Here is a 26,345-nt window from a genome sequence, read left to right on the forward strand (position 1 = left end):
GCCGCTGGGTCGCTGGCGCGCGGGATGCGCCGCCGGCCGGCCCGCGCCATCATGCGCGCCGCGCCGACCCGACGCCGGGAGGCCGACCGCAAGGGGGGGAGCCTGCATGACCAGCCATGTCTACACGTTGCTCGTGGGGCCGGAGCGCAGGGAGACCCTCTCCCGCCCCGAGCCGCTGGCCTTCCTCGACGACGGCGACACGAAGTTCCACCGGATCACCCTCAAGGCCGGCGGCGGCTTCGGCCGTCTGCGCCAGGTTCTGGGCCTGCTGCCGCGCCTGCGCCGCGCGAAGCTGGTGGTGACGACGGAGTACATCGTCGCCTGGTCGGTGGGGCTGCTGTTCTTCCTGACCCGCGCGCCGGCGAAGCACGTGGTTGTGGGGCTCAACATCTCCGGCCGCCCGATCCAGCCGCGGCGGCGCTGGATGCGCTGGCTGGCGAATCTCGCCTTCCGCCGGGTGGACCTCGCCATCGTCGCCTCGCGGCCCGAGGCGCGGATCTTCCACCGGATGCACGACATCCCCATGCAGCGCTTCGCCTTCGCGCTGTGGTCCTTCGACCTGCCCTCGGACGAGGGATCGGCCTTCCGGCGCCCCGACCGCCCCTATTTCTGCCTGATCGGCCGCAACAACCGCGACCACGAGACCTTCTGCAAGGCGCTCGAGGGGCTGGACGCCGAGGGGGTGATCGTCTCCTCCGCGCCGCCGGCGATCCCGTTGCCGGCGAACGTGCGGGCGCTGACCAACATCCCCTTCGCGGACTGCATCGACTGCATCAAGGGCTCGGTCGCCAACGTGATCCTGGTCAACGACGCGAACCGCGGCGCCGGGCACATCACCATCGTCACCGCCATGCACTGCGCCCGCCCGCAGATCATCTCCGACGTCGACACCGCCACGGACTATTTCATCGAGGACGAGCACGTGCTGACCGTGCCGCTGGCCGACGCCGAGGCGACCCGCGCCGCCATGGCCGGCCTGCTGGCGGACCCGGCCCGCGCCGACCGCATGGGCGCGGCCTCCGCCGCCTACGCCCTGCGCTGGCTGACCCACGAGAAGCGCGAGCAGCGCCTGGCCGAGATCCAGCGCGACTGGTGGACCGGGGGCGGCTTCGCCCCGATCGACCCCGACTGGGCGGCCGAGCGGGGCGTCTCCGCGCAGCTCTGAGGCCGGGAGCCTGCCGCGGCTGGAAAAATCACCGCGATACTTTATTCTCTCCCGAACACCTCTTGCGCAATTTCATGTCGCATGACATTTCCGCGGCAGCGCAGCAAACTGCCCCGAATCCCCTGTCCGACCGGAGGCTCGTCATGACCGCCAAGGCCCAAGGCTCCAAGGATCGTCCCTGGATCTTCCGCACCTACGCGGGCCATTCCACGGCCGCGGCGTCCAACGCGCTCTACCGCTCGAACCTGGCGAAGGGGCAGACGGGGCTCTCGGTCGCCTTCGACCTGCCCACGCAGACCGGCTACGACAGCGACCATGCGCTGGCCCGCGGCGAGGTCGGCAAGGTCGGCGTGCCGGTCAGCCACATCGGCGACATGCGGGCGCTGTTCGACGCCATCCCGCTCGACCAGATGAACACCTCGATGACGATCAACGCGACGGCGGCCTGGCTGCTGGCGCTCTACATCGCGGTCGCCGAGGAGCAGGGGGCGGACGTCGCCAAGCTCCAGGGCACGGTGCAGAACGACATCATCAAGGAATACCTCAGCCGCGGCACCTACGTGTTCCCGCCGGCGCCCAGCCTGCGCCTGATCGGCGACATCGCCGCCTACACCTACCGCGAGGTTCCCAAGTGGAACCCGATGAACGTGTGCAGCTACCACCTGCAGGAGGCCGGCGCGACGCCGGCGCAGGAGCTGGCCTACGCGCTCGCCACGGGCATCGCGGTGCTGGACACGGTGAAGGCGCAGGGCGCGGTCTCGGACGAGGATTTCCCCCAGGTCGTCGGCCGCATCAGCTTCTTCGTCAACGCCGGCATCAAGTTCGTCGCCGAGATCTGCAAGATGCGCGCGTTCACCGACCTGTGGGACGAGATCTGCGCCGAGCGTTACGGCGTCGAGGAGGAGAAGTTCCGCCGCTTCCGCTACGGCGTGCAGGTGAACAGCCTCGGCCTGACCGAGCAGCAGCCGGAGAACAACGTCTACCGCATCCTGCTGGAGATGCTGGCGGTGACGCTGTCGAAGAAGGCCCGCGCCCGCGCCGTGCAGCTGCCGGCCTGGAACGAGGCGCTGGGGCTCCCCCGCCCCTGGGACCAGCAGTGGTCCCTGCGCATGCAGCAGATCCTGGCCTACGAGACCGACCTGCTGGAGTACGACGACCTCTTCGACGGCAACCCCGCCGTTCAGGCCAAGGTCGACGAACTCAAGGCGCTCGCCCGCGCCGAGCTCGCCAGGATCGACGACATGGGCGGCGCCGTGCAGGCGATCGACTACATGAAGGCGCAACTGGTCGAGGCGAATTCCGCCCGCCTGCGCGCCATCGAGGCCGGCGAGACCGTCGTGGTCGGCGTCAACAAGTTCACCTCGACCGAGCCCTCCCCCCTGACCGCCGCCGACGGCGGCATCCTGGTGGTGGACCACGGCGTCGAGGCCGCCCAGGTCGACGCCCTGAAGTCCTGGCGCGAGACCCGCGACGCCGCGGCGGTCGACGCAGCCCTGGCGGACCTCAAGGCCGCCGCCTCCGAGGGCCGCAACATCATGCCCCCCTCGATCGCCGCCGCGAAGGCCGGCGTCACCACCGGCGAGTGGGGCGCCGCGATGCGCGAGGTCTTCGGCGAATACCGCGCCCCCACCGGCGTGGCGAAATCCGCCGCCGACAACGTGCAGGGCCTCGAGACGGTGCGCGAGGCGGTCGAGGCGGTCTCGTCGCGCATGGGCCGGCGGATCAAGTTCCTGGTGGGCAAGCCGGGGCTCGACGGCCATTCCAACGGCGCCGAGCAGATCGCCGTGCGCGCCCGCGACTGCGGGATGGAGGTGGTCTACGAGGGCATCCGCCTGACCCCCGCCCAGATCGTCAACGCGGCGCTGGAGGAATCCGCCCATGTGGTGGGCCTCTCGATCCTCTCGGGCTCGCACCTGCCGCTGGTCAAGGAGGTGGTGGACCGCATGAAGGCCTCGGGCCTCGACGACGTCCCCCTGGTGGTCGGCGGCATCATCCCCGAGGCCGACGCGACCGAGCTGCGCGCCTACGGCGTCGCCCGGGTCTACACGCCCAAGGACTTCGAGCTGAACAAGATCATGACCGACATCGTCGACCTGGTCGCCGCCGAAAGCGCCGAGGCCGCCTGAGGCCGTCCCGGCCCGCCGCAGCGGCGGGCCGGCGCCCTCGGGCGTCTATCCCCGGCCGCCCGCCTGGTTGCGCGCCGCCTCGATCGTGCGCTGCGCCTCCTCGAGGTCGTCGTCCTCCAGCCGCGACGGCGTGCGCTCGGCCTCGTCGAGGCAAAGCTCGGCCAGCACCGGGTAGTGGTCCGAGCCGAAGCCCGGCAGCACCGTGAACGCGACCGTCCGCGCCCCGGACTGGTGCAGCACCTGGTCGAGCGGCCAGCGCATCCACCACGACGTCGCGTCGTAGGTCGGCTTGAAGCCCAGCGCGTCGCGCGGGTCGAGCAGGGCGCCGATGCGCTGGGCGCGCTCCATCGACCGCTCCCAGGGCACGGCGTTCAGGTCCCCCGCCAGAACCGCCGGCGCCTCGGCCTCGCGCGCCTGCAGGGCGGCCCACATCAACTGCGCGTCCCGCCCCCGGGCCGACTGGCCGGGATGCGGCGGGCGCGGGTGCAGGCCGAGGAAGCGCACCGCCTCGCCCGAGGGCAGGCGAACCGTCGCCCGGATCGCCGGCGCGTCCTGGCCGACGGGAAACAGCGCCTCGGCGTGCTCCAGCGGCAGGGTCGAGAACAGGTGCATGCCGAAATGGCCGCCGGTGATCTCGGATACGACGTGCGGCATCTCCTGCGTCAGGGGAGAGAGGCGCGCGTCCCACCAGGCGTTGGTCTCCAGCGCCAGCAGCAGGTCGGGGTTGCGCGCGCGCACCATCGCCAGCAGCGGCTCGGCGTGGCGGTTCTCCAGCCGGACGTTGGCGACCATCACCGTCAGCCGGCGGTCCGGGGCGCAGACCGCGGCGGTCTCGCTGCGGGCGCCCCAAAGATAGGGGCCGATCTTGGTCAGGTTGTAGCCCAGCGCCGCCAGCGCCAGCGCCGCGAGCCCGATGCGCAGCCCCCGCCCCGCCGGCCGCGCCGCCGCCAGCAGCGCCAGCAGAGCGGCCAGCGCGACCGCGTACTGCAGGCGCGGGAAGTCGGTCATCCGCACCCACCACGCATCGGTCTCGACCAGCGCGAGGAAGCTCGCCCCCGCCAGCGCCACGGCGACGAGCCCCAGCACGACCCTCAGCAGAACCCGCATCGACCCTCCTTCCCGGCCTCTCGCGGCCGGACCGTCGCGGCCGCCCGGGCCCACCTGTGGCGCGCGGCCGGGATGTCCAGACGGATCAGGGCCGCGCGCCCCAGCGGTCCTCGAACACCAGGTCGTCGAGGGGCAGACGCGCGCCCCAGCCGCGCACCGCCAGCTCCGGCCGGTCGTAGAGCTCGCGGACGTGGCCCAGGCACAGGTAGGCCACCGGGACCACGCGCTCGGGCAGGGCGAAGATCGCGCGCAGGTCGGCGTCGCGGAAGATCGACACCCAGCCGACCCCGATCCCCTCGGCCCGCGCCGCCAGCCACAGGTTCTGCACCGCGCAGACGGTGGAATAGAGGTCGGTGTCCAGCTGGTGCGTGCGCCCCAGCACGACCGGCCCGCCGCGCTCGCGGTCGCAGGTCACCAGCAGGTTCAGCGGCGCCTCGGCGATGCCCTGCAGCTTGAGCTCGGAATAGAGGCGCCGGCGCTCGCCCTCGAACCGCGCCTGCGCCTCGGCGTCGGCGCGCTCGAAGGCGGCGCGCACACGGGCCTTGGTCTCGGCCGAGCGCACCAGCAGGAAGTTCCAGGGCTGCGAGAGGCCGACCGAGGGCGCGGCATGGGCCGCCTCGAGGATCCGGCGCAGCACGGCGGGGTCGATGGGGTCGGGCAGAAACTGGCCGCGGACGTCGCGTCGCTCGTGGATGGCGCGGTAGACCGCGTCCCGCTCGGACGCGGCGAAGGGCCCGGCGGGGCCGGGTCGGGTGGGCTGCATGACATCTCCCCTGTCGCGAAGCCGGCGGCCCCGCCGCCGTCCGCGCGAGGGGGCCCATGTCGTCCGGCCGGTCTTCTGACTGGGCTTCCTCCCGCAACGGCGCCTTCCCGGCCTCACGCCAGTGGCATTCGCCGCCCGGTCCACCTCACAGCGTTGGGCACGTCACGGAGTTTCACCGTGTTCCCGGCCCGCCTCGCGACGGGCGCCGGACGGGCGAGAGCTACCCGAGGGCGCGACCCCCGCGCAAGCTCAGATGCGGGCGAGGAGCTCCGCCTTCTTGGCCGCGAACTCCTCGTCCGACAGCGCGCCCGCGTCGCGCAGCTTCGCCAGCCGTCCGATGGTCTCGAGGATGTCGTCGGCCGAGGCGCGCCCGCCCTCGGCCCCGCCCTGCGCCGGCTGCGCGAACGGCTGCGGCTCGGGCGCCCATTGCGGCTCGGGCTGGGGGGCGGGCTGCGCCTGGCGCATCGGCCCCGTACCGTCGGCGAAGGGGAAGGAGGACAGCGCGAACTGCCCGAACTGGCTGGAGACGGAGACGCCCAGGAACGGATCCCCCGGCCCCGACTGCTGCTGGCTGAAGCCGCCGATATGGTGCTCGCCCGTGTCCAGCAGCGCCACGGGCCGCCCGTCGCCGAAGTCGAAGGCCAGCCGCCGGGCGTGGGGGAAATACGCATAGCGCGCCTGGTTCTGCCCGCCGGTCGAGGCCGGCTGGCCGAGCCAGTCCGGCCACCAGCCGCCGGAGAAACCGCCGCCCATGCCGCTCGCCTGCGGCCGCTCGAAGAACGCGGCGCCGGCCATGGCGCTCGACAGCTCGCCGCACAGGTTCGAGACGGTCGCCTGGAGGCCATGGTTGAACATGTCGCCCACCATGGTCATGCCGCCGGCCATCCACTGGCCGGAGCCGCCCAGCTCGGGCACGTTGAACTGCGCCATGCTCCCGCCGCCGTTGGCGACCGCATGGGCCATGTGCTCGACGGCGGCCTCGGACAGCCCGTAGCGGCGCGAAAGATCGCCGATTGCGGCGCGACCGGCGGCGGTCAGGTTCGACATCGGGCTCTCCTGGCGGATATCGCAGCGGCAACGGGAACGCCGCCCTGCTCGGCGATGCGGGGCGGCGAGTCAACCTCGCCCCCTCCGCGCTCCGATCATTCCGCCGCAATCGCCCCGAAAGCGCAACGCCCCGCCGGCAGGCGGGCGGCCAGGGCGGGCGATGCCGGGGCGCAGCCCCGGCGAGTCCCGTCCCGGCCGCCGCCCGTCACAGCTTGCGCACGGCCCCCTGGGCGGCCGAGGTGGTCAGCGCCGCATAGGCCTTGAGGGCGGTCGTCACCTTGCGCTTGCGCGGCTTCGCCGGCGCCCATCCGGTCGCCTCCTTCGCCGCGCGCCGCTCGGCCAGCACCGCGTCGTCCACCGCCAGCCGGATCGAGCGGTTGGGGATGTCGATCTCGATCCGATCCCCTTCCTCGACCAGTCCGATCGCCCCGCCCTCGGCGGCCTCCGGGCTGACATGCCCGATCGACAGCCCCGAGGACCCGCCCGAGAAGCGCCCGTCCGTCACCAGCGCGCAGGCTTTCCCCAGCCCCTTCGACTTGAGGTAGGAGGTCGGATACAGCATCTCCTGCATCCCCGGCCCGCCGCGCGGCCCCTCGTAGCGGATCAGCACCACGTCGCCGGGGTTCACCTTGCCGGTCAGGATCGCGGACACGGAATCGTCCTGGCTCTCGAAGATCCGCGCGGGCCCCGAGAACGTCAGGATGCTCTCGTCCACGCCCGCGGTCTTCACGATGCAGCCGTCCTCGGCGAGGTTGCCGTAGAGCACCGCCAGACCGCCGTCCTTCGAGAAGGCGTGCGCCGCGCTGCGGATCACCCCGCCCTCGCGGTCGAGATCCACGTCGTCCCAGCGCCGGTCCTGGCTGAAGGCGGTCTGCGTCGGCACCCCGCCCGGCGCGGCGCGGTAGAAGTCGTGCACCGCCTCGGACTTCGTCTGCACCACGTCCCAGCGCGCCAGCGCCTCCTTCATCGAGGCGGAGTGCACGGTCGGCGAGGAGGCGTCGATCAGCCCCGCCCGGTCCAGCTCGCCCAGGATCGCCATGATCCCGCCCGCGCGGTGCACGTCCTCCATGTGGACGTCGCTCTTGGCCGGCGCGACCTTGCACAGCACCGGCACCCGGCGCGACAGCCGGTCGATGTCGGCCATGGTGAAATCCACCTCGCCCTCGTGCGCCGCGGCCAGCAGGTGCAGCACCGTGTTGGTCGAGCCGCCCATGGCGATGTCCAGCGTCATCGCGTTCTCGAAGGCCGCGAAGGAGGCGATGGAGCGCGGCAGCACCGAGGCGTCGTCGCCCTCGTAATACCGCCGCGCCAGGTCCACGATCAGGTGCCCCGCCTCGACGAACAGCCGCTTGCGGTCGGCATGGGTCGCCAGCGTCGAGCCGTTGCCCGGCAGCGACAGCCCCAGCGCCTCGGTCAGGCAGTTCATCGAGTTCGCGGTGAACATCCCCGAGCACGACCCGCAGGTCGGGCAGGCCGAGCGCTCGATGGTCTGCACGTCCTCCTCGGAGTAGGACTCGTCGGCGGCGGCGACCATGGCGTCGACCAGGTCCAGCGCCTGGGTCTTGCCGTTCAGCACCACCTTGCCGGCCTCCATCGGCCCGCCGGAGACGAAGACCACCGGAATGTTCAGCCGCAGCGCGGCCATCAGCATGCCGGGGGTGATCTTGTCGCAATTCGAGATGCAGACCATGGCGTCCGCGCAATGCGCGTTGACCATGTATTCCACGCTGTCGGCGATCAGCTCGCGCGAGGGCAGGGAATACAGCATCCCGTCGTGGCCCATGGCGATGCCGTCGTCGACGGCGATGGTGTTGAATTCCTTGGCGACGCCCCCCGCCGCCTCGACCTCCCGCGCCACCAGCTGGCCGAGGTCCTTGAGGTGCACGTGCCCCGGCACGAACTGGGTGAAGGAGTTGACGATGGCGATGATCGGCTTGCCGAAATCGTCGTCCGTCATCCCCGTGGCGCGCCAGAGGCCGCGCGCCCCGGCCATGTTGCGTCCATGCGTCGTCGTGCGGGAGCGGTAGGCGGGCATTCGAAAATCCTCGTTGCAGGCCGCGACGTCCTAGCGCGCCCCGCCCCCGAGTCCAAGCCCGGGATTCGCAGAAACGTCTCCGCGACGCCCCGGGCCGCAATTTTCTTTCGCGTCAGGACCCGCCCGCGACCGCCGCCCGCTCCAGCGACGGGTAGCGCAGGAACAGGGTCACCCCGCGGGCCACGAAGAACACCATCAGCGCCGCCCACAGACCGTGCGTGCCCATCAGGCCGGTCAGCACCCACCAGGCGGCGAGGTAGACCGCCAGCGACCAGGCCATGGCGTTGCGCATGTCGCGCGAGCGGGTGGCGCCGATGAAGATCCCGTCGAGCATGAAGGCCGGCAGGCCGACCACGGGGGCGAGGGCGCACCAGGGCAGGAACTCGCGCGCGGCGGCGCGGACCTCTTCGGAGGTGGTCATCAGGTCGATGACCGCGCCGCCGGCCAGCCAGAAGGCCGCCGCCAGCGTCGCCACGCAGCCCAGGCCCCAGGCCGAGCTCATCACCGCCGCGCGCCTCAGCGCCTCGGGCCGGCGGGCCCCGAAGGCGCCGCCCACCAGCGCCTCGGCCGCGAAGGCGAAACCGTCGAGCGCATAGGCCGAGATCTCCAGGAACTGCATCAGCACCTGGTTCGCCGCCAGCGCCACGTCGCCATGGTCGGCCGAGCGGAACATGAAGAAGGCGAAACCGAACTGCAGCATCAGCGAGCGCAGCAGGATGTCCCCGTTCACCTGCGCCATGCGCTTCAGGCGGACGGGGTCGAGGATCCGGGCGAAATCCCGCCACTGCTCGCCCGCGAAGGCCTCCCGGCACATCCACAGGCCCAGGCCCACGCCAGTGGCCTCGGCGACCAGGGTGGCGATGGCGACGCCCTCGACCCCCCAGCCCAGGCCCAGCACGAACCACAGGTCCAGCCCCATGTTGACCGCGTTCATGACGAGCTGGAGGACCATCACCCCGCGGGTGCGCTCCATCGCGATCAGCCAGCCGTTCAGGGCGAAGGTGGCGATGGCGAAGGGCGCGCCCCAGACCCGGATGGCGAGGTAGTCGCGCGCCAGCGCCTCGACCTCGGCCGAGGCGGGGGACATCTGGAAGGCCAGCCAGAAGATCGGGACCTGGAACAGGATGAAGCAGGCGCCCGCCGTGCCGGCGATCATCAGGGCGCGCATCAGCAGGGCCCCGGTCTCGGCCACGTCGCCGGCGCCGCGCGCCTGGGCGACGAGGCCGGTGGTCCCCATCCGCAGGAAGCCGAAGATCCAGTAGACGAAGGCGAGGATGATCGCCCCCATCCCCACCGCGCCGATCGGCTGGGGCAGGCCGATCTGGCCCACCACGCCGGTGTCCACCGCGCCCAGGATCGGCACGGTGGCGTTCGAGACCATGATCGGGATCGCGATGCGCAGCACCCGACGGTGGGTCAGCGGGACCGCCGCCTCGGTCGCCACCTCAGCCTTCCGGCATCAGGAAATGGCCGACCGCCGAGATGAAGGGACGCGAGCGCTCCTCCTGCCAGGCCTCGACCGAGACGGAGGCGTAGCGCCGCCCGGCCCGGCGGATGGTCGCGCGGGCGTAGGAATCCCGCGCCCCGCCCGGCCGCAGGTAGTCGAGACTGAAGTCGATGGTCTTGGGCAGGGCCGGATAGTCGCCCCGGTCGATGGCGGCGGCGGCGTCGCCGCCGGCCTCCATCATCTCCCACACCCGGGTCCAGCCCAGCGTCACCTGCGCGGTGATCTCGAGAAAGGCGCCCGTGGCGCCGCCGTGCAGGGCGCCCAGCACCGGGTTGCCGATCAGCTTCTCCTGGTAGGAGAGCTTGCCGGTCAGCTCGTCGCCCAGACGCTCGAAGCTCACGCCCAGCTCGTTGACGAAGGGGACGGCGTGGCTCAGCCCCGCCAGCGCCGCGTCGCGGCGCGCCTCGACCACGTGGGCCGGCTCTCGCCTCGGGGCCATCAGGCGGTCTCCTTCTTCGGGCGGGGCCGCTCGATGGTGAAGCTGCCGGTGGCGGTGGCCACGGGCTCGGGCCGGGCGCCGTCATGGGCCTCGACGCGCACGAAGGCGACGTGGCGGGTGGCGCGGTGGCACTCGGCGGTGGCGACCACGTCGCGCCCGGGCTCGGCGCCGCGCATGTAGTCGATGCGCAGGCTGATCGTGGCGGTGGCGATCGCGCCCGTGGGATGGGACATCACCGCGGCGCCCCCGCAGGCGTCCAGCAGCGCCGTCAGCACCCCGCCATGCAGCACGCCGGTGGAAGGGTCTCCCACCCAGCGGGAATCATACGGCAGTCGAAGGGTCGCTCGTCCGGGCTCGATATGCTCCAGCGCGATGCCGAGTTCGGCGTTCCAGCGCACCTGGGCCATGAAATGGCGCCCGAGTTCGAGCTTTTGGGCCTCCGTCATGCCGCTGACGTCGGGTCGCTCATCGGGTGGTCGGGTCATTCGGTGCGCCCCTCCCCAAAGGTGCGGCGGTTGCGCGCGTCGCAGTTGCATCGCATTCAGGAGTAACGACCTAGCCCGGGCCGACGCAGCGGTAAATGGCGCCGCTGCGGCGCCCGGACGCGGCGTCGCCGTGCCATCTTGAAAATGAATGGCAACCTTATTACGTCTGCGTCAACTCGGGCCGATCCAAGGGCTTATGCGGCGTTCCTGTGCCGAGGACCGTCGTATCGAGTGGAGAGAAAACGTGAGCGAAGAAACCTACACCACCATATCCGAAATGTGCGCCGAGTTCGGCGTCACCCCCCGCACCCTGCGCTTCTATGAGTACAAGGAGCTGCTGCAGCCGAAGCGGGAGGGTCAGAAGCGCCTGTTCACCAAACGCGACAAGGGCCGGCTCAAGCTGATCCTGCAGGGCAAGCGCTTCGGTTTCTCGCTCGACGAGATCCGTGAGCTGCTGGACCTGTACTACATCGGCGACCAGCGCGTGACCCAGGTCGCCCGCACCTACGAGCGCGCCGAGATCCGTCTCGCCGCGATGAAGGAGCAGCGCGCCGAGCTCGACCTCGCGATCTCGGACCTCGAGGCCGAGATGGAGAAGTCCCGCTCCTATCTCGCCCAGCACGGCGCGCGCGAAGCCGCCGAGTAAGCCGATCCGTCACGGCCGAAACAGTCAGGCCCGGGGGCGCGTCCCCCGGGCCTTTTTCAGTTCGCGGCCGGTGCAGGCGCTCAACCGCGGCGGCGCGACCGCCGAAGGCCGGCCAGCGCGACGAGGCCGCTCGCCAGCAGCGGGATCGAGGCGGGAACGGGCGTCGCGACGGGGGGCGTGTCGGCGAAGGCGACGCTCCACGAAGAGGCAAGCTGGTTCTGTTCCACGTCCTCCAACCGGACGCAGCTGGCCGGGACGGACACGCAGAAGACCTCGTTGCTCCCGTTGTTCCAGAAGCCGCCCTGCGCGTCGCCCGTCCAGGACGTCGAGACGGCGCCGGAGGGATAGCCGCCATAGACGGTCGCCGCGGTCTCGACCTCGCCCAGGGCGTTGGTGACGAAATCGCCTCCGCTGGTGACGACCGAGGTCTCGGCCCACCAGCCGTTGGCGCCCTCCACCCTGTAGAGGACGAAGTCGGCGAGCGTGAAGGTCTGCGACGCGAGGCTGGTCCCCCCGTTGTCGTAGACGAGCGTGGTCGTCACCGTCTCTCCGACGACGCCGCCGGGGACCGAAGAATCGATGAGGGTCGTGATCCAGGTGAATTCGACCGGCAGAGCGGCGGCGGCCGAGACCGAGGTCAGAACCGCCGCGGCCGAGGCGGCGGAGAGAAGAGCCATACGCATGGGGTGTTCCTGAGAGGCGCTGACTGCGAATACGCTATTCAGTCATATGAACGCGCCCTTCCGTCAAGATGGTCGCTCGGCGGGGCGTTGGGCGACCCCTCGAATGGCTCTGTCGTCGCCCTGGCCGAGGCGCCGCGTCGCCTGACGCCACGACCCCCCTTTACGCGCACGTCAACTTCCCCCATATCCCTCGCGACAGGGGCCCTCGCCCCTATATGGTTTCGAGGACGACGGCGCCGCTGCTGCGCCGGGCCCGCTCGCCTAGGGAGGACGAACGCATGCCCACCTACACTCCGCCGCTCCGCGACATGGAATTCGTGCTCCACGAGGCGCTGAAGGTGCAGGACCAGCCGGTCGAGGGCTATTCGGAGCTCGACCGCGACTTCACCGCCGCGATCCTCGAGGAAGCCGGCAAGATCGCGCGCGACGTGCTGGCGCCGCTGAACCTGAGCGGCGACCGGCAGGGCTGCACGCTCGAGAACGGCGTCGTGCGCACGCCCGAGGGCTTCAAGGCCGCCTTCGACACCCTGCGCGAGGGGGGCTGGACCGGCCTCGACTGCGATCCGGAGTTCGGCGGCCAGGGCATGCCCTACGTGCTCGCCACCGCGGTCGGCGAGATGCATTGCGCGGCCAACATGGCGCTGATGATGTATCCGGGCCTGACGCATGGCGCCTATTCCGCGATCCACGCCCACGGCTCGGACGAGCAGAAGGCGACCTACCTGCCGAAGATGGTGAGCGGCGAGTGGACCGGCACCATGAACCTGACCGAGCCGCATTGCGGCACCGACCTCGGCCTGCTGCGCACCAAGGCGGAGCCGCAGGACGACGGCAGCTACAAGATCTCCGGCCAGAAGATCTTCATCTCGGCCGGCGAGCATGACATGGCCGACAACATCGTCCACCTGGTGCTGGCCAAGATCCCCGGCGGGCCCGAGGGCGTGAAGGGCATCAGCCTCTTCATCGTGCCCAAGTTCATGGTCAACGAGGACGGCTCGCTGGGCGCCCGCAACGGCGTCTCCTGCGGGAACCTCGAAGAGAAGATGGGCATCCACGGCAACGCCACCTGCGTGATGAACTACGACGAGGCGACCGGCTTCCTCGTGGGCGAGGCGCACAAGGGCCTGCGGGCGATGTTCACGATGATGAACGAGGCCCGCATCGGCGTCGGCCTGCAGGGACTTTCGCAGGCCGTGGTCGCCTACCAGAACGCCGCCGAGTACGCCCGCGACCGCATCCAGGGCCGCGCGATCACCGGCGCGGCGGCGCCCGAGAAGGCCGCCGACCCGATCATCGTGCACCCCGACGTGCGCCGGATGCTGATGGACCAGAAGGCCTTCCTCGAGGGCGGCCGGATGTTCGTCCTGTGGGCCGCCAACCTGATCGACCGTTCGCACCGCGCCGGCGATGCGGAGGCCGAGGGGCTGGTCTCGCTGCTGACCCCCGTCGTGAAGGGTTTTCTCACGGACAAGGGCTACGCCTGCGCCACCCAGGCCCAGCAGGTCTATGGCGGGCATGGCTACATCGAGGAATGGGGCATGTCGCAGTTCGTGCGCGACGCCCGCATCGCCATGATCTACGAGGGCGCCAACGGCGTGCAGGCGCTGGACCTCGTGGGCCGCAAGCTGGCGGCGAACGGCGGCAAGCCGGCGATGGCCTTCTTCGAGATGGTGAAGACCTTCTGCAAGGCCGAGGAAGGCAACGAGGAGCTGAAGAAGGACTTCCTCGATCCGCTGAAAGCGGCGTCCAAGGACCTTCAGACGGCGGCGATGTATTTCATGCAGGCCGGCATGAAGAACCCCAACGCGGCGCTGGCCGGCTCGACCGACTTCATGCACCTCTTCGGCCACGTCTGCCTCGGCTTCGCCTGGGCGCAGATGGCCAAGGCCTCGCATGAGGCGCTGGCGGCGGGGACCTCGGAGGAGGAGTTCTACCGCAACAAGATCCGCACCGGCCGCTACTACATGAGCCGCCTGCTGCCGGAGACCGCGCTGAACCTCGCCCGCATCCAGTCCGGCCCCGAGCCGGTGATGGACCTCGCCGCCGAGGCGTTCTGAGGCGAAACGCCCGCCCCAAGGGCGCCCCGGACTTGATCCGGGGCCTCTCGCGGCCGGCCCCAGGAGGCCCCGGATCAGGTCCGGGGCCCGCCCGGCGCGATCCGCGCCAGACCCTCCCGGCCGAGGGCGCTTGACGCGAACCGCCCCCGGCCCAAGCATCCCCGCGCCCCGACCCGGACCTGACGGCCGGTCGGCAACGACGATGCGGGACGATTAGGGAGACCCGAATGACCGCCCCCATGCTGAAATCCGCCTGGATGACCGAAGAGCACGAGATGCTCGAGGACATGACCGAGCGCTATGCCGCCGACCGGTGGACCCCCAACCTCGCCCGCTGGCGCGAGCAGGGGATGATCGACCGCAAGGCCTGGAACGAGGCCGGCGAGGCCGGGCTGCTGCTCGCCTCGATCCCCGAGGAATACGGCGGCGCCGGCGGCGACTTCGGGCATGAGGCGGTGATCCACATGGTCGCCGCGAAGCGCAATTTCGCGAGCTGGGGCATCGGCGTGCACTCGGCCATCGTCGCCCACTACATCCTCTCCTACGGGTCCGAGGAGCAGAAGGCGAAGTGGCTGCCGAAGATGGCCACCGGCGAGATGGTCGCCGCCATCGGCATGACCGAGCCGGGCACGGGCTCGGACCTCCAGCGCATCCGCACCCGGGCCGACAAGGACGGCAACGGCTACAGGATCAACGGCTCCAAGACCTTCATCACCAACGGTCAGCACGCCGACCTGATCCTGCTGGCCTGCAAGACCGACGTGACCCAGGGCGCCAAGGGCGTCTCGCTGATCGTGGTGGAGACGGAAGGCGCCGAGGGCTTCCGCCGCGGCCGCAACCTCGACAAGGCCGGGATGCACGCCGCGGACACCTCGGAGCTGTTCTTCGACGACGTCTCCGTGCCGCCCGAGAACCTCCTCGGCGGGCAGGAGGGCCGCGGCTTCTACCAGATGATGGAGCAGCTCCCGCAGGAGCGTCTGTCGATCGGCGCCACCGCCATCGGCGCCATCGAGGGCGCGGTCGAGCTCGCCATCGCCTACGCCAAGGAGCGCGAGGCCTTCGGCCGTCCGATCATCAAGAACCAGGCGCTCGCCCACAAGCTGGCCGAGTGCAAGACCGAAGCGGTCGTCGCCCGCGCCTTCTTCGACAGCTGCACGGTCGCGCATCTGAACGGCGCCCTCACCGTCGAGACGGCGGCGATGCAGAAATACTGGCTGACCGACCTGCAGGGGAAGGTGATCGACGCCTGCCAGCAGGTCTTCGGCGGCTACGGCTACATGATGGAATATCCCATCGCCGAGATGTGGCAGGACGCCCGCGTCCAGCGGATCTACGGCGGCACCAACGAAATCATGAAGGAGCTGATCTCGCGGTCCCTCTAAGGTTCCGCGCACGCCCCTTCGCGACCCCCGGGCCAACCGGGGGCGCCCCCCCTCAGGAAGGAATTCGCAGATGCCCGCCTACAAGCTCACCTGCTTCGGCCAGTCCGGCAACGCCTTCAAGCCCGCCCTCTACTTCGCCCTCTCGGGGACCGAGTGGGAGCCGGCCTGGATCAACTTCTTCAAGGGCGAGCACAAGGACGCCGCCTACACCTCGAAGAACGACCAGGCCCAGGTGCCGATCCTGGAGCATGGCGACGTCACCATCGCCCAGTCCGCGGTGATCCTCGACTATCTCGTCGGCCAGATCGGCCAGTTCGGCTGGTCCTCGGAAGAGGAGCGCCGCGAGATCTGGAAGTGGGTGATGTGGGACAACTACTCCTTCACCTCGATGTTCGCCCCCTACCGGTTCTTCGCGAACTTCGTGCCGGAGGAGAAGCGCGACCCCGGCGCCATGGCCTTCATGGACATGCGCATGAAGAACGCGCTCAAGACCCTGGAATCGCACATGCAGGGCCGCGAGTGGGTGGCGCTGGACCGGCCCACGATCGCCGACATCTCCATCGCCGGCTACTGCTACTACGGCGACGAGGTGCCCTTCGACTTCGCCGACTACCCGGCGATCTCCGCCTGGAAGGACCGGCTCGCGGCCCTTCCCGGCTTCGTTCCCCCTTACGAGCTGATGCCGACCTCGGCCTGAGGCTCCGGGCCGCGCGCCCGGGCGCGCGGCCCCGCTCCACCCCCCCTCAAGCGGACGACAGGCCGCGAAAGGACCCCACGATGACCGAAGCCTACATCTACGACGCCGTGCGCACCCCCCGAGGCAAGGGCCGCAAGGACGGGGCGCTGCACGAGGTGACCTCGGTGCGTCTCTCGGCCGAGACGCTCAACGAGCTCAAGCGCCGCAACGACCTCGACACGACGCTGGTCGAGGACGTGATCTGGGGCAACGTCACCCAGGTGATGGAGCAGGGCGCCTGCCTCGCCCGCTCCGCGGTCCTCTACGCGGGCTGGGACGAGCGGACGCCCGGCCTCGCCATCAACCGCTTCTGCGCGAGCGGGATGGAGGCGGTGAATCTCGCCGCCAACCAGGTGAAGGGCGGCGCGGGGGACCTCTACGTGGCCGGCGGGGTCGAGATGATGTCGCGCGTGCCGATGGGCTCCGACGGCGCGGCGATCGCCGCCGACCCGACGCTGGCGATGCAGTCCTACTTCGTGCCCCAGGGCATCGGCGCGGACATCATCGCCACGAAATACGGCTTCTCGCGCGACGACGTCGACGCCTATGCGGTCGAGTCCCAGAAGCGCGCCGCCCAGGCGATGGCCGAGGGCCGCTTCGACCGCTCGGTGATGACGGTGCGCGACCAGAACGGTCTGCCGATCCTCGAGAAGGACGAATACCCCCGCCCCGGCACCGACATGCAGTCGCTGGGCGCCCTGCGCGCGGCCTTCGAGGCGATGGGCACGATGATGCCCGGCTTCGACAACGTGGCGAAGCTGAAATACCCCGAGCTGGAGCGCATCGACCACGTCCACCACGCCGGCAACTCCTCGGGCATCGTGGACGGCGCGACGGCCGTCCTGATCGGCTCGAAGGAGGCCGGCGAGATGCTGGGGCTGAAGCCGCGCGCCAAGATCCGCACGGCGGTGAAGGTCGGCTCCGATCCCACCATCATGCTCACCGGCCCGGTGCCGGCGACCGAGAAGGCGCTGAAGGCGGCGGGGATGTCGATCTCCGACATCGACCTGTTCGAGGTGAACGAGGCCTTCGCCTCGGTCGTTCTGCGCTTCATGCAGGCCTTCGACGTCGATCATTCCAAGGTCAACGTCAACGGCGGCGCCATCGCACTGGGCCACCCGCTGGGCGCCACCGGGGCGATGATCATCGGCACCGCGCTCGACGAGCTGGAGCGCACCGGCCAGGGCACGGCGCTCGCCACCCTCTGCGTCGCCTCGGGCATGGGCGCCGCGACGATCATCGAGCGGGTCTGATGCCGAAGGTCGACCTCTCCGCCATCCCCGAGCGCATCGGCTCGGACTACCCCCCGCCGCATGACGTCGAGGTGGGAACCCGCCGGCAGCGCGCCGTGGGCGTGGCGGGCGGTCTGACCCAGTTCGGGGTCCAGCACGTGACGCTGCCGCCCGGCGCCCTCTCCTCGCTGCGTCACTGGCACGAGGAGCAGGACGAGTTCGCCGTGGTGCTCAGCGGTCATCCGACCCTGATCGAGGACGACGGCGAGACCCAGCTCGCCCCCGGCGACTGCCTCTGCTGGCCCAAGGGCCGGGAGAACGGCCACCACCTGATCAACCGCACCGACGCACCCGTGGTGTTCGTCGCGGTCGGCACGCGCACCCCCACCGAGGTCTGCTGGTACTCCGACCACGACCTCGTGGTGCGCGACGTCGCGGACGTCGGCGACTTCACCCGAAAGGACGGCCGCCCGCTGGGCGCGCCCGAGGGAGACTGAGAATGACCGAGATCTTCCACTACTCCGTCGACGCCGACGGCGTCGCCACCATCGCCTGGGACCTGCCGGGCCGCTCGATGAACGTGATGACGCTCGAGGGGCTGGCTGAGCTCGACGCCTGCATCGACAAGGCGCTGGGGGACGAGGCGGTGAAGGGCATCGTCCTGACCTCCGCCAAGGCCGATTTCGCGGGGGGGATGGACCTCAACATCCTCGCCGGGATGAAGGCGAGCGCCGGGGACGATCCCGCCAAGGGGCTGTTCGAGGGCGTGATGCAGATGCACGCGCTCCTGCGCAAGCTGGAGCGGGCGGGCATGGACCCCAAGACCAACAAGGGCGGCAAGCCCGTGGCCTGGGCCTGCCCGGGCACGGCGGCCGGCATCGGGCTGGAGCTGGGCCTCGCCTGCCACCGCCGCTTCGTGGCGGACAATCCCAAGGCCAAGATCGGCCTGCCGGAGATCATGGTCGGCATCTTCCCCGGCGCCGGCGGCGCCACCCGCGTCTCGCGGATGCTGGGCGCCATGGCCTCGGCCCCCTTCCTGCTGGAAGGCAAGATGATGGCCCCCGCCAAGGTGAAGGCCGCGGGCCTGGTGGACGAGGTCGTCCCGGCCGACGAGCTGCAGGCCGCCGCCAAGGCCTGGGTGCTGTCCGCCAAGGACGCCGACATCGTGAAACCCTGGGACGCCAAGGGCTGGAAGATGCCCGGCGGCGCGCCCTATTCCCCGCAGGGGTTCGAGACCTTCGTGGGCGCCTCTGCGATGATCAACGGCAAGACGCAGGGGGCCTATCCCGCCCCCAAGGCGCTGCTCGCCGCGATCTATGAAGGCGCGATGGTCGACTTCGACACCGCCCTGCGGATCGAGGCCCGCTGGTTCACCCACATCCTGATGAACCCGTCCTCGGGGGCGATGATCCGCTCCCTCTTCCTCAACAAGGAGGCGCTGGAGAAGGGCGCCAACCGCCCGGACCAGCCGGACGCGCGGGTGAAGAAGCTCGGCATTCTCGGCGGCGGCGGCTTCATGGGGGCCGGCATCGGCTACGTCTCGGCCATGGCGGGGATCGAGGTCGTGCTGATCGACCGCGACGACGCCTCGGCCGCCAAGGGGGTCGAGTTCATCACCGGCCTGCTGGACGACAGCCTGAAGAAGAAGCGCATCGCCGAGGACAAGAAGGCCGCGATCCTGGGCCAGGTCACCGCCACCGGCGACTACGCCGCGCTGAAGGGCTGCGACCTGGTGATCGAGGCGGTGTTCGAGGACCCGGGCGTCAAGAAGACCGTCACCGAGGCGGCCCAACAGCACCTCGGCGAAGGCGCGATCTTCGCCTCCAACACCTCGACCCTGCCGATCACGGGGCTGGCCGAGAACTACAAGGATCCCGAGACCTTCATCGGCATCCACTTCTTCTCGCCCGTCCACAAGATGATGCTGGTGGAGATCATCAAGGGCAGGAAGACCGGCGACGCGGCCGTGGCCAAGGCGCTCGATTTCGTGCGCCAGATCCGCAAGACCCCGATCGTGGTCAACGACGCCCGCTTCTTCTACGCCAACCGCTGCATCATCCCCTATTTCAACGAGGGCGCGCGGATGGTGACCGAGGGCGTGACCCCCGCCCTGATCGAGAACGCCGCCAAGCAGCTCGGCATGCCGCTGGGCCCGCTGCAGCTGGTGGACGAGACCGCGCTCGACCTCGGCCAGAAGATCGCCAAGGCGACCAAGGCGGCGATGGGCGACGCCTATCCCGACAGCCCCTCCGACGACCTGATCGACTGGATGGTCGAGCAGGGGCGCCTGGGCCGCAAGGCCATGGCCGGCTTCTACGCCTATGACGAGAAGGGCAAGCGCCAGGGCCTGTGGGAGGGTCTAGCCGGCAAATACCCGCTGGCCGACGACCAGCCCGAGTTCGCCGAGGTCCAGCACCGCCTGGCCTTCGCCCAGGTGCTCGAGGCCGTGCGCGCGCTGGAGGAAGGCGTGCTGATGGACATCCGCGAGGGCGACGTGGGCGCGATCCTCGGCTGGGGCTTCATGCCCTGGTCGGGGGGCCCGTTCTCCTGGCTCGACATCCTCGGCGCCGGCAAGGCGGTGGAGATCTGCGACGCCCTGACCGCGAAGCATGGCGAGCGCTTCACCACCCCCGCGCTGCTGCGCGAGATGGCGCAGAAGGGCGAGACCTTCTACGGCCGCTTCGGGCCCGAGGCGAAGGCCGCCGCCTGACCGTGCGGCCCGCGCCCCCCGGTCCGGGGGGCGCGGCGGCTCACGCGACGCTCGCATTCGGGCGCCGCGATTGTTCCCCGGGGGGCCGCGGAATCGCCCTGATCGCCGCCTACCTCGACGCTGCGCGGCGACGTGCGCGAAAGCGACGTTTGGCGGCGCGCCCGAAACGGTTTATCAGGACGACATGACCCGACGCCCGATCGCAGCCCTCGCCGCCCTGGCGCTCTCCGCCGCCGCCCTGTTCGCGTCCGACGCGCAGGCGCAGAGCGGTCGCGACCTTGCGCGAATCTCCACCTATCTCAACGCCTTGAAGACCGCCGAGGGCACGTTCGTGCAGATCGCGCCGAACGGCGAGACCTCGGACGGGCAGTTCTTCATCTCGCGTCCCGGCAAGATCCGTTTCGAGTATACGCCCCCCAACCCCGCCCTGGTGATGTCCGACGGCGTGTGGGTGGTGGTGTTCGACATGCGCGACTGCTCCAAGCAGACCGCGCCCCTGTCCTCGACGCCGCTGAACATGCTGCTGCAGGAGAACGTGGACCTGCGCGCGAACGGGGCCGTCACCTCGGTCGACGACCGTCCCGGGCAGCTCCGGGTCACGGCGCAGAACCCGGACGATCCGGGCTCGGGCTCGATCACCCTGATCTTCAACGACAATCCGCTGGAGCTTCGCCAGTGGATCATCACCGACGCCGAGGGCTCGCAGACCACGGTCGCGCTGTCCGAGGTGCGGCGGGGCGTGGACATCCCGGTCCACAAGTTCCTGCCCGCCCGCGTCGAGTGCGATCCTCGTCGCTGAGATCGCCTGCGTCGGCCCCGGGTCGCCCCGGGGCCTGACCGCTCAGCCCAGCGTGGCGAAGACCGGCGCGTGGTCGGAGGGCTGTTCCCAGCCCCGCGCCGCGCGCAGCACCCGGGCGCCGTGGATCTTCAGGTCCGGCGTGGTCCAGACGTGGTCCAGCCGGCGGCCCTTGTCGGCGGCGTCCCAGTCCTTGGCGCGGTAGCTCCACCAGGAATAGAGCAGCCCCTCGGGGATCACCTCGCGCACCGCGTCGACCCAGCCGCCGGCGGCCTGCGCGGCGTTGAGCTTCTCGGTCTCCACCGGCGTGTGCGAGACGATCTTCAGAAGCTGCTTGTGGTTCCACACGTCGTCTTCGCGCGGCGCGATGTTGAGGTCGCCGACCAGCACCGCGGGCCCGTCGTGGGAGCGGAAGCACGCGGCCATTTCGTCCACGAAATCAAGCTTGTGGGCGAACTTGGGATTCGTCTCGACATTCGGCTCGTCGCCGCCCGCGGGGACGTAGAGGTTGTGGATCTGGGTGCCGTCCGGGAGCTTCGCGGTGACGTGGCGGCTGTCGCCCTTCAGGCAGAAGTCGCGATGCTCGACCGGCGTCAGCGGCAGGCGCGAGAGGATCGCGACGCCGTTGTAGCCCTTGTCGCCGCGCACCGCGAGATGCTCCCACCCCAGCTCGGCGAAGGTCTCCAGCGGGAACTTCTCGGCCGGGCACTTGGTCTCCTGCAGGCACAGGACGTCGGGGGCCTCCTCCTCCAGCAGGCGGCGCACGATGGGGGCGCGCAGGCGGACGGAGTTGATGTTCCAGGTGCAGATCGTGAAGGGCATGGGAAGCTCCGGGCGCGGACGGGAGCCGCACCATGAAGCCCGCGCCGGGCGGCTGCAACCCGAAGCCTGACCCCCGAAATACGAGCGCCCGGCGGGAGGGGTTCCGCCGGGCGCCACCTTGTTCCAAGACCTCCGCCGCGAGGGGTGACGGCGATCGCCGGAGCGATGCGGGCCTTCCAAGGTTCAACACTAGATGGGAACCCGGGGACGCCGTTCAAGACGCCCCTAGATCACCAGCCGATAGCCTCCCGATTCCGTGACCAGCAGGCGCGCTTCCGAGGGGTTGGGTTCGATCTTCTGACGAAGCCGATAGATGTGCGTTTCCAACGTGTGAGTCGTCACGCCCGCGTTATAGCCCCAGACCTCATGCAGCAGAGTATCCCGCGCCACCACCGAGTCGTTGGCCCGATAGAGAAACTTCAGGATATTCGTCTCCTTCTCGGTGAGGCGGATCTTCTTCTCCGCCTCGTCGATCAGCATCTTCATCGCCGGCTTGAACGTGTAGGGGCCGACGGCGAAGACCGCGTCCTCCGACTGCTCGTGCTGGCGGAGCTGGGCGCGGATGCGGGCCAGAAGCACGGGGAACTTGAAGGGCTTGGGGATGTAGTCGTTGGCGCCCGCGTCGAGGCCGAGGATCGTGTCCGCGTCGGTGGCGTGGCCGGTCAGCATGATGATCGGGCACTTCACGCCCTGCTTGCGCATCAGGCGGCAGACCTCGCGCCCGTCCATGTCGGGCAGGCCGACGTCGAGGATCACCAGGTCGTGGGGATTGGCCTTGGCCTTCTCGATGCCGTCCGCGCCGGTCTCGGCCTCGAACACGTCGTAGTCCTCGGTCAGGACGAGCTGGTCGGCCAGCGCGTCGCGCAGGTCGGGGTCGTCGTCCACCAGCAGGATGCGTTTCAGCGTCGCCATGGGCCTCGTGTCCTCCGTTCTCGCCCGCTCCGGGCCTGTCACGCAGATGCGAGCGGACGACGGTCGCGGAAACCGCTTCGCAATGTTTCTCACGCAGTCGTCACCCCCGGCGCCCCTTTGTTTCAATTTTCCGCCGGGCGCCCTATCTGTCGCGTGGGCCCGATCGGCCCGCGTGACGTCGGAGCCGCGCCATGGGCCTGAAGCTGAGCATCTGGGAGAACGCCGCCCGCATCCGGGCCGAGCTGCGCATCGGCGCGGCGGTGGTTCTGGTGCGCGGACAGGCCGGCGTGCTGGCCGGCGCGGCCGAGTCCCTGACCGCCGAGCGGCTGGAGGATTTCCGCGCCGCCGGCCCCACCGACATGGTCATCACCTCCCGCCGCGCGACCACGCTGAAGGCGCGCGCCTACGACGGGGACGTGGCCCGGATCATCCTGACGCCGGACTTCGACCTCGGCCGGGTGCGCGCCACCGCCGATCCGGCGAAGGACCTGGAATCGCCCCTCAAGGGCCCCTACCAGACCCGGCGCGACGGCGACGCCGGCCTGCACCGGGCGGCCGTGCGGCTGGCCAAGCAGGCGCAGCTCCTGCCCGCGGCGCTGGTCGCCGCCCTGCCCTCGCGCCGCGAGGCGGAGGCGCTGGCGCGGGAGAACGGGCTCTCGATCCTCGACACGGATGCGCTGCTGGCCGCCGAGGCCGAGGCGATCGGCATGCGCCCCGTCTCGGCCGCCCGCGTGCCGCTGGAGGCCTCCGCCGCCTCCCGCGTCCACGTGTTCCGCCCCGACGACGGGTCGGAGGAGCATTACGCCATCGAGATCGGCGCCCCCAAGCGTTCGGAGCCGGTGCTGGCGCGGCTGCATTCGGCCTGCTTCACGGGCGACGTGCTGGGGTCGCTGAAATGCGACTGCGGGCCCCAGCTTCGCGCGGCCCTGGCGGCGATGGCGGCCGAGGGCGCGGGCGTGCTGCTCTATCTCAATCAGGAGGGGCGGGGCATCGGGCTCGCGAACAAGATGCGGGCCTACTCGCTGCAGGACCAGGGCTTCGACACGGTCGAGGCGAACCACCGCCTGGGATTCGAGGACGACGAGCGCGACTTCCGCATCGGCGCCACGATCCTTCGGCGGCTGGGCTTCCGCTCGGTGCGGCTGCTGACCAACAACCCCCGGAAGATCGGGATGATGTCGAACTCCGGCCTCCAGGTCGCCGAGCGGGTGCCCCTGAAGGTCGGCGAGAACCCGCTGAACGCCGCCTACCTCGCCACCAAGGCCTCGAAGAGCGGCCACCTGCTGTGAGGGCGGGGGTGGCGCGGGGGCCTCAGGCCGCGGTCCCGCGGCCCGGCGACCTGCTGGTGACGCGCTGGGAAGCCCGGTTCCTCGGGCGCCGATTCCCCTGCGCCGTCGGCTTCGGCGGCATCGGCCCGAAGCGCGGCGAGGGCGACGGGATCACCCCGCAAGGGGTTCATTCACTTGAGTTCACCCTGTGGAGAGCGGACCGGCGCCTCCGGCCCTCCGGCCGCCTGCCGGCGCGGCCCATCGGCCCGCGGGACGGCTGGTCGGACGACCCCGCGGACCCGTTGTACAATCGCCGCGTCCCGTGGCCCTCGCGCCACAGCGCCGAGCGTCTGCGGCGGGCGGACCGGCTCTACGACCTGGTGGCGGTGGTGGACTTCAACCGCGCTCCGCCCGTGGCCGGCGCCGGCAGCGCGATCTTCCTGCACGTGTGGAAGCGGCCGCGGAAGTGGACGGCGGGCTGCGTGGCGTTCCGGGCCCCGGACCTCGCCTGGATCCTCGAGCGCTGGGGGCCCCGCAGCCGGCTGATCGTGCGCTAGTCGTAGGCGCGTTCGCCGAAGATGGCGGAACCGACGCGCACGTGGGTGGCGCCGAACTCGACCGCCGTCTCGAAATCCGAGCTCATGCCCATCGAGAGGCCCGCGAGCCCGTTGCGCTCGGCCAGTTTCGCCAGCAGGGCGAAGTGCATGGCGGGCGATTCCTCGACCGGCGGGATGCACATCAGGCCCTCGACCGTCAGGTCCATCGCCCGGCAGTCGGCAAGGAAGGCGTCGGTGTCGGCAGGGGCGATTCCGGCCTTCTGCGGCTCCTCCCCGGTGTTCACCTGCACGAAGAGGCGCGGGCAGCGGCCGGCGCTCTGCGCGGCGTCTGCGATCTTGCGGGCGAGCTTCGGTCGGTCGACGGACTGGATCACGTCGAAGAGCTCGAAGGCCTTGTTGACCTTGTTGGTCTGCAACGGGCCGATCAGGTGAAGCTCGAGGCCTTCGAGGTCGCGGCGCGGGCCCCAGCGGGTCTCGGCCTCCTGCACGCGGTTTTCGCCGAAGATGCGCTGGCCGGCGTCGATCACGGCCTGCACGCGGTCCTCGGGCTGCACTTTCGAGACCGCCACCAGGGTCACGGATCCGGGCGCGCGCCCGGCCTTCGCCTCGGCCTCCGCCAGCTGGCGCTTCACGCTGTCCAGGCTCATGCCGTCCTCCGTCGTGGTCCGGGGAATGGGTCGGGCTCGAATGGGTAGAGCGAGGCGGCGCAAAAGAAAAGAGCGGGCCAGGGCCCGCTCTTTCCGGATTTCAGATGGCTGACGCCGTCGATCAGAAGGAGACCGACATGTAGGCGCCGGCGATCAGGTTGTCGTCGACGGGGCCGGTGTCGAACTCGGTGTACTCCACGGCCAGGGTGCCGGTCACGCCGGGGGCGATCGCGTAGGTCACCCAGCCCGAGAAGGTGTCCGAGTCGTTGGCGCCGCCGGCCTTGGTGTCGAACACGCCGGCCCAGCCGCCCGCGAAGGTCCAGGGGCCGGTCTCGTAGGAGGCGCCGACCGCGATGTCGTAGCCGCCGGTGGCCAAGCCGCCCACGCCGGGGTTGTCCTTGTAGAAGGCCGCCAGGGTGAAGCCGGCGTAGCCGATGTAGCCGCCGGTGGTCCAGGTGTCCGGATCGGCGTTGGTGCCGCCGATCACGTCGGTGTCGGCGGTCTGGTAGCCGCCCGAGATGCCGAGCGAGACGCCCGAGAACTCACCCATCCACTGGGCGCCGATCGACAGGATGTCGTCGGTGGCCGAGCCGTTGTTGACCTTGAACGCCGGGGTGGCGCCGTGGCCGCCGTTGTCCGTGCCGCCCTCGGGCTGGAACGAGATCGCGGCGGTGAAGCCGGAGATCGCCGGGGTGATGTAGTAGATGCCCAGGTCGTCGCGGGCCGTGTCGGTGGCGTTGGTGGCGCCGGTGTACCTGAAGGCGTCGTAGTAGCCGACCTTGGCGTAGGGCGCGTAGATGATGCCCAGCTCCATGTACTCGGCCGCGGTGTCGTCCGCACCGATGCGGAAGTCACCGAACGAGCCGGACACCGAGGTCCAGTACTCGTCGATCTGGTCGCCGGTCGAGAAACCCTCGAGCTCGACTTCGCCCTTGAAGGTCAGGCCGTTGTCGGAGGAACCGGACCAGCGGAAGTGGATTTCGGAGTCGTGCTCGACGCCGAAGTCGCCGGAGGTGCCGGCCAGGTCGCCGTAGTACATGCCGGCGTTGACGTAGCCGCGCACGGTGGCGGTGGGCGCCTCGGCGGCGAGCAGCGGCGTGACGACGAGGCCAGCGGCCAGCGCGGTCGTCGCGAACAGCGTCTTTTTCATGGTGTCCCTCGCAGTTGAGCTCTCAGTGGAACAGGTCTTTGTCCGGCCCACCGGCGCGAACCCGATGAACCCT

General features: G+C 70.4%; 24 protein-coding genes and 1 riboswitch. Of the genes, 12 read left to right on the top strand and 12 right to left on the bottom strand.

Annotation, left to right across the window (positions count from 1 at the left end):
* Window positions 1-106 precede the first annotated feature (106 nt).
* Complete coding sequence (locus tag BM064_RS10240) at window positions 107-1,165, top strand: glycosyltransferase family protein (protein WP_092859662.1); 1,059 nt, start codon at window positions 107-109, stop codon at window positions 1,163-1,165.
* A gap of 143 nt (window positions 1,166-1,308) precedes the next feature.
* A complete protein-coding gene (locus BM064_RS10245) occupies window positions 1,309-3,291 on the top strand; it encodes a protein meaA (protein WP_092859663.1) in 1,983 nt (660 codons plus the stop codon).
* Between the two features lie 45 nt (window positions 3,292-3,336).
* Here the strand turns inward: BM064_RS10245 and BM064_RS10250 are convergent, their stop codons facing one another.
* The 7 genes from BM064_RS10250 to BM064_RS10280 form a co-directional block, all read right to left on the bottom strand.
* Window positions 3,337-4,398, bottom strand: coding sequence for an endonuclease/exonuclease/phosphatase family protein (locus BM064_RS10250; RefSeq protein WP_092859664.1), 1,062 nt, complete (start codon window positions 4,396-4,398; stop codon window positions 3,337-3,339).
* An 85-nt stretch (window positions 4,399-4,483) separates the two neighbouring features.
* Window positions 4,484-5,161 carry a 5,6-dimethylbenzimidazole synthase gene (gene bluB / locus BM064_RS10255; RefSeq protein ID WP_092859665.1) on the bottom strand — a complete coding sequence of 226 codons (678 nt, stop codon included), beginning with the start codon at window positions 5,159-5,161 and terminating at the stop codon, window positions 4,484-4,486.
* A 48-nt stretch (window positions 5,162-5,209) separates the two neighbouring features.
* Window positions 5,210-5,386: riboswitch (cobalamin riboswitch) on the bottom strand.
* 24 nt (window positions 5,387-5,410) lie between these two features.
* A complete protein-coding gene (locus BM064_RS10260) occupies window positions 5,411-6,208 on the bottom strand; it encodes an SHOCT domain-containing protein (RefSeq protein WP_092859666.1) in 798 nt (265 codons plus the stop codon).
* Between the two features lie 205 nt (window positions 6,209-6,413).
* A complete protein-coding gene (gene ilvD, locus BM064_RS10265; protein WP_092859667.1) occupies window positions 6,414-8,243 on the bottom strand; it encodes a dihydroxy-acid dehydratase in 1,830 nt (609 codons plus the stop codon).
* A 112-nt stretch (window positions 8,244-8,355) separates the two neighbouring features.
* Window positions 8,356-9,624, bottom strand: a complete 1,269-nt coding sequence (locus BM064_RS10270; RefSeq protein WP_092859845.1) for an MATE family efflux transporter — start codon at window positions 9,622-9,624, stop codon at window positions 8,356-8,358.
* A gap of 64 nt (window positions 9,625-9,688) precedes the next feature.
* Window positions 9,689-10,192, bottom strand: coding sequence for a PaaI family thioesterase (locus BM064_RS10275; RefSeq protein ID WP_092859668.1), 504 nt, complete (start codon window positions 10,190-10,192; stop codon window positions 9,689-9,691).
* On the bottom strand, window positions 10,189-10,635 hold the full coding sequence (locus tag BM064_RS10280) for a PaaI family thioesterase (RefSeq protein WP_092859669.1): 447 nt from the start codon (window positions 10,633-10,635) through the stop codon (window positions 10,189-10,191). Before BM064_RS10280 ends, BM064_RS10275 begins: the two co-directional genes overlap by 4 nt.
* Before the next feature lie 283 nt (window positions 10,636-10,918).
* Between BM064_RS10280 and BM064_RS10285 the strand changes: the two genes are divergently transcribed.
* Window positions 10,919-11,320, top strand: coding sequence for a MerR family transcriptional regulator (locus tag BM064_RS10285; RefSeq protein ID WP_092859670.1), 402 nt, complete (start codon window positions 10,919-10,921; stop codon window positions 11,318-11,320).
* Window positions 11,321-11,400: 80 nt separating this feature from the next.
* Here the strand turns inward: BM064_RS10285 and BM064_RS10290 are convergent, their stop codons facing one another.
* Window positions 11,401-12,003 (bottom strand): VPLPA-CTERM sorting domain-containing protein, encoded by a 603-nt coding sequence (locus BM064_RS10290; RefSeq protein ID WP_143103303.1) that lies wholly within the window; start codon window positions 12,001-12,003, stop codon window positions 11,401-11,403.
* Window positions 12,004-12,281: 278 nt separating this feature from the next.
* Between BM064_RS10290 and BM064_RS10295 the strand changes: the two genes are divergently transcribed.
* The 7 genes from BM064_RS10295 (at window position 12,282) to BM064_RS10325 (ending at window position 20,919) form a co-directional block, all read left to right on the top strand.
* Window positions 12,282-14,060, top strand: a complete 1,779-nt coding sequence (locus BM064_RS10295) for an acyl-CoA dehydrogenase C-terminal domain-containing protein (RefSeq protein ID WP_092859672.1) — start codon at window positions 12,282-12,284, stop codon at window positions 14,058-14,060.
* A gap of 227 nt (window positions 14,061-14,287) precedes the next feature.
* Entirely contained in the window at window positions 14,288-15,442 is a 1,155-nt protein-coding gene (locus BM064_RS10300) for an acyl-CoA dehydrogenase family protein (RefSeq protein ID WP_092859673.1), read from the top strand.
* A gap of 70 nt (window positions 15,443-15,512) precedes the next feature.
* The gene (locus BM064_RS10305) at window positions 15,513-16,139 is read left to right on the top strand and encodes a glutathione S-transferase family protein (RefSeq protein ID WP_092859674.1); all 627 of its coding nucleotides are present in this window, start codon (window positions 15,513-15,515) and stop codon (window positions 16,137-16,139) included.
* Between the two features lie 80 nt (window positions 16,140-16,219).
* Window positions 16,220-17,431 (top strand): acetyl-CoA C-acetyltransferase, encoded by a 1,212-nt coding sequence (locus tag BM064_RS10310; protein ID WP_092859675.1) that lies wholly within the window; start codon window positions 16,220-16,222, stop codon window positions 17,429-17,431.
* A complete protein-coding gene (locus tag BM064_RS10315; RefSeq protein ID WP_092859676.1) occupies window positions 17,431-17,907 on the top strand; it encodes a cupin domain-containing protein in 477 nt (158 codons plus the stop codon). The genes BM064_RS10310 and BM064_RS10315 overlap by 1 nt, the downstream gene beginning before the upstream one ends.
* A 2-nt stretch (window positions 17,908-17,909) precedes the next feature.
* Window positions 17,910-20,120, top strand: a complete 2,211-nt coding sequence (locus tag BM064_RS10320) for a 3-hydroxyacyl-CoA dehydrogenase NAD-binding domain-containing protein (protein WP_092859677.1) — start codon at window positions 17,910-17,912, stop codon at window positions 20,118-20,120.
* A 184-nt stretch (window positions 20,121-20,304) separates the two neighbouring features.
* Window positions 20,305-20,919 (top strand): LolA family protein, encoded by a 615-nt coding sequence (locus BM064_RS10325; protein ID WP_177236205.1) that lies wholly within the window; start codon window positions 20,305-20,307, stop codon window positions 20,917-20,919.
* Between the two features lie 42 nt (window positions 20,920-20,961).
* Here BM064_RS10325 and BM064_RS10330 read toward each other — a convergent pair whose 3' ends face one another.
* Window positions 20,962-21,738, bottom strand: coding sequence for an exodeoxyribonuclease III (locus tag BM064_RS10330; protein WP_092859679.1), 777 nt, complete (start codon window positions 21,736-21,738; stop codon window positions 20,962-20,964).
* 225 nt (window positions 21,739-21,963) lie between these two features.
* Window positions 21,964-22,650 (bottom strand): response regulator transcription factor, encoded by a 687-nt coding sequence (locus tag BM064_RS10335; protein ID WP_092859680.1) that lies wholly within the window; start codon window positions 22,648-22,650, stop codon window positions 21,964-21,966.
* A gap of 191 nt (window positions 22,651-22,841) precedes the next feature.
* Here BM064_RS10335 and ribA point away from each other — a divergent pair, with 191 nt between their 5' ends.
* Together ribA and BM064_RS10345 are read left to right on the top strand one after the other, a co-directional pair.
* Window positions 22,842-23,939 (top strand): GTP cyclohydrolase II, encoded by a 1,098-nt coding sequence (ribA, locus tag BM064_RS10340; protein ID WP_092859681.1) that lies wholly within the window; start codon window positions 22,842-22,844, stop codon window positions 23,937-23,939.
* A 50-nt stretch (window positions 23,940-23,989) separates the two neighbouring features.
* Window positions 23,990-24,475 carry a L,D-transpeptidase family protein gene (locus BM064_RS10345; protein WP_092859846.1) on the top strand — a complete coding sequence of 162 codons (486 nt, stop codon included), beginning with the start codon at window positions 23,990-23,992 and terminating at the stop codon, window positions 24,473-24,475.
* Here the strand turns inward: BM064_RS10345 and BM064_RS10350 are convergent.
* Together BM064_RS10350 and BM064_RS10355 are read right to left on the bottom strand one after the other, a co-directional pair.
* Entirely contained in the window at window positions 24,472-25,122 is a 651-nt protein-coding gene (locus tag BM064_RS10350; RefSeq protein WP_092859682.1) for a YggS family pyridoxal phosphate-dependent enzyme, read from the bottom strand. The genes BM064_RS10345 and BM064_RS10350 overlap by 4 nt on opposite strands.
* A 121-nt stretch (window positions 25,123-25,243) precedes the next feature.
* On the bottom strand, window positions 25,244-26,272 hold the full coding sequence (locus BM064_RS10355) for a porin (RefSeq protein WP_092859683.1): 1,029 nt from the start codon (window positions 26,270-26,272) through the stop codon (window positions 25,244-25,246).
* Window positions 26,273-26,345 lie beyond the last annotated feature (73 nt).

The sequence above is a fragment of the Albimonas pacifica genome (assembly GCF_900113695.1).
GTDB classification, from domain to species: domain Bacteria; phylum Pseudomonadota; class Alphaproteobacteria; order Rhodobacterales; family Rhodobacteraceae; genus Albimonas; species Albimonas pacifica.

Coding starts and splice junctions, on each gene's coding strand:
- BM064_RS10355 (WP_092859683.1), bottom strand. CDS start 26,272: ATGAAAAAGACGCTGTTCGCGACGACCGCGCTGGCCGCTGGCCTCGTC.
- bluB (WP_092859665.1), bottom strand. CDS start 5,161: ATGCAGCCCACCCGACCCGGCCCCGCCGGGCCCTTCGCCGCGTCCGAG.
- BM064_RS10280 (WP_092859669.1), bottom strand. CDS start 10,635: ATGACGGAGGCCCAAAAGCTCGAACTCGGGCGCCATTTCATGGCCCAG.
- BM064_RS10310 (WP_092859675.1), top strand. CDS start 16,220: ATGACCGAAGCCTACATCTACGACGCCGTGCGCACCCCCCGAGGCAAG.
- BM064_RS10300 (WP_092859673.1), top strand. CDS start 14,288: ATGACCGCCCCCATGCTGAAATCCGCCTGGATGACCGAAGAGCACGAG.
- BM064_RS10250 (WP_092859664.1), bottom strand. CDS start 4,398: ATGCGGGTTCTGCTGAGGGTCGTGCTGGGGCTCGTCGCCGTGGCGCTG.
- BM064_RS10330 (WP_092859679.1), bottom strand. CDS start 21,738: ATGCCCTTCACGATCTGCACCTGGAACATCAACTCCGTCCGCCTGCGC.
- BM064_RS10290 (WP_143103303.1), bottom strand. CDS start 12,003: ATGCGTATGGCTCTTCTCTCCGCCGCCTCGGCCGCGGCGGTTCTGACC.
- ribA (WP_092859681.1), top strand. CDS start 22,842: ATGGGCCTGAAGCTGAGCATCTGGGAGAACGCCGCCCGCATCCGGGCC.
- BM064_RS10325 (WP_177236205.1), top strand. CDS start 20,305: ATGACCCGACGCCCGATCGCAGCCCTCGCCGCCCTGGCGCTCTCCGCC.
- ilvD (WP_092859667.1), bottom strand. CDS start 8,243: ATGCCCGCCTACCGCTCCCGCACGACGACGCATGGACGCAACATGGCC.
- BM064_RS10315 (WP_092859676.1), top strand. CDS start 17,431: ATGCCGAAGGTCGACCTCTCCGCCATCCCCGAGCGCATCGGCTCGGAC.
- BM064_RS10305 (WP_092859674.1), top strand. CDS start 15,513: ATGCCCGCCTACAAGCTCACCTGCTTCGGCCAGTCCGGCAACGCCTTC.
- BM064_RS10270 (WP_092859845.1), bottom strand. CDS start 9,624: ATGGTCTCGAACGCCACCGTGCCGATCCTGGGCGCGGTGGACACCGGC.
- BM064_RS10335 (WP_092859680.1), bottom strand. CDS start 22,650: ATGGCGACGCTGAAACGCATCCTGCTGGTGGACGACGACCCCGACCTG.
- BM064_RS10350 (WP_092859682.1), bottom strand. CDS start 25,122: ATGAGCCTGGACAGCGTGAAGCGCCAGCTGGCGGAGGCCGAGGCGAAG.
- BM064_RS10260 (WP_092859666.1), bottom strand. CDS start 6,208: ATGTCGAACCTGACCGCCGCCGGTCGCGCCGCAATCGGCGATCTTTCG.
- BM064_RS10320 (WP_092859677.1), top strand. CDS start 17,910: ATGACCGAGATCTTCCACTACTCCGTCGACGCCGACGGCGTCGCCACC.
- BM064_RS10245 (WP_092859663.1), top strand. CDS start 1,309: ATGACCGCCAAGGCCCAAGGCTCCAAGGATCGTCCCTGGATCTTCCGC.
- BM064_RS10295 (WP_092859672.1), top strand. CDS start 12,282: ATGCCCACCTACACTCCGCCGCTCCGCGACATGGAATTCGTGCTCCAC.
- BM064_RS10240 (WP_092859662.1), top strand. CDS start 107: ATGACCAGCCATGTCTACACGTTGCTCGTGGGGCCGGAGCGCAGGGAG.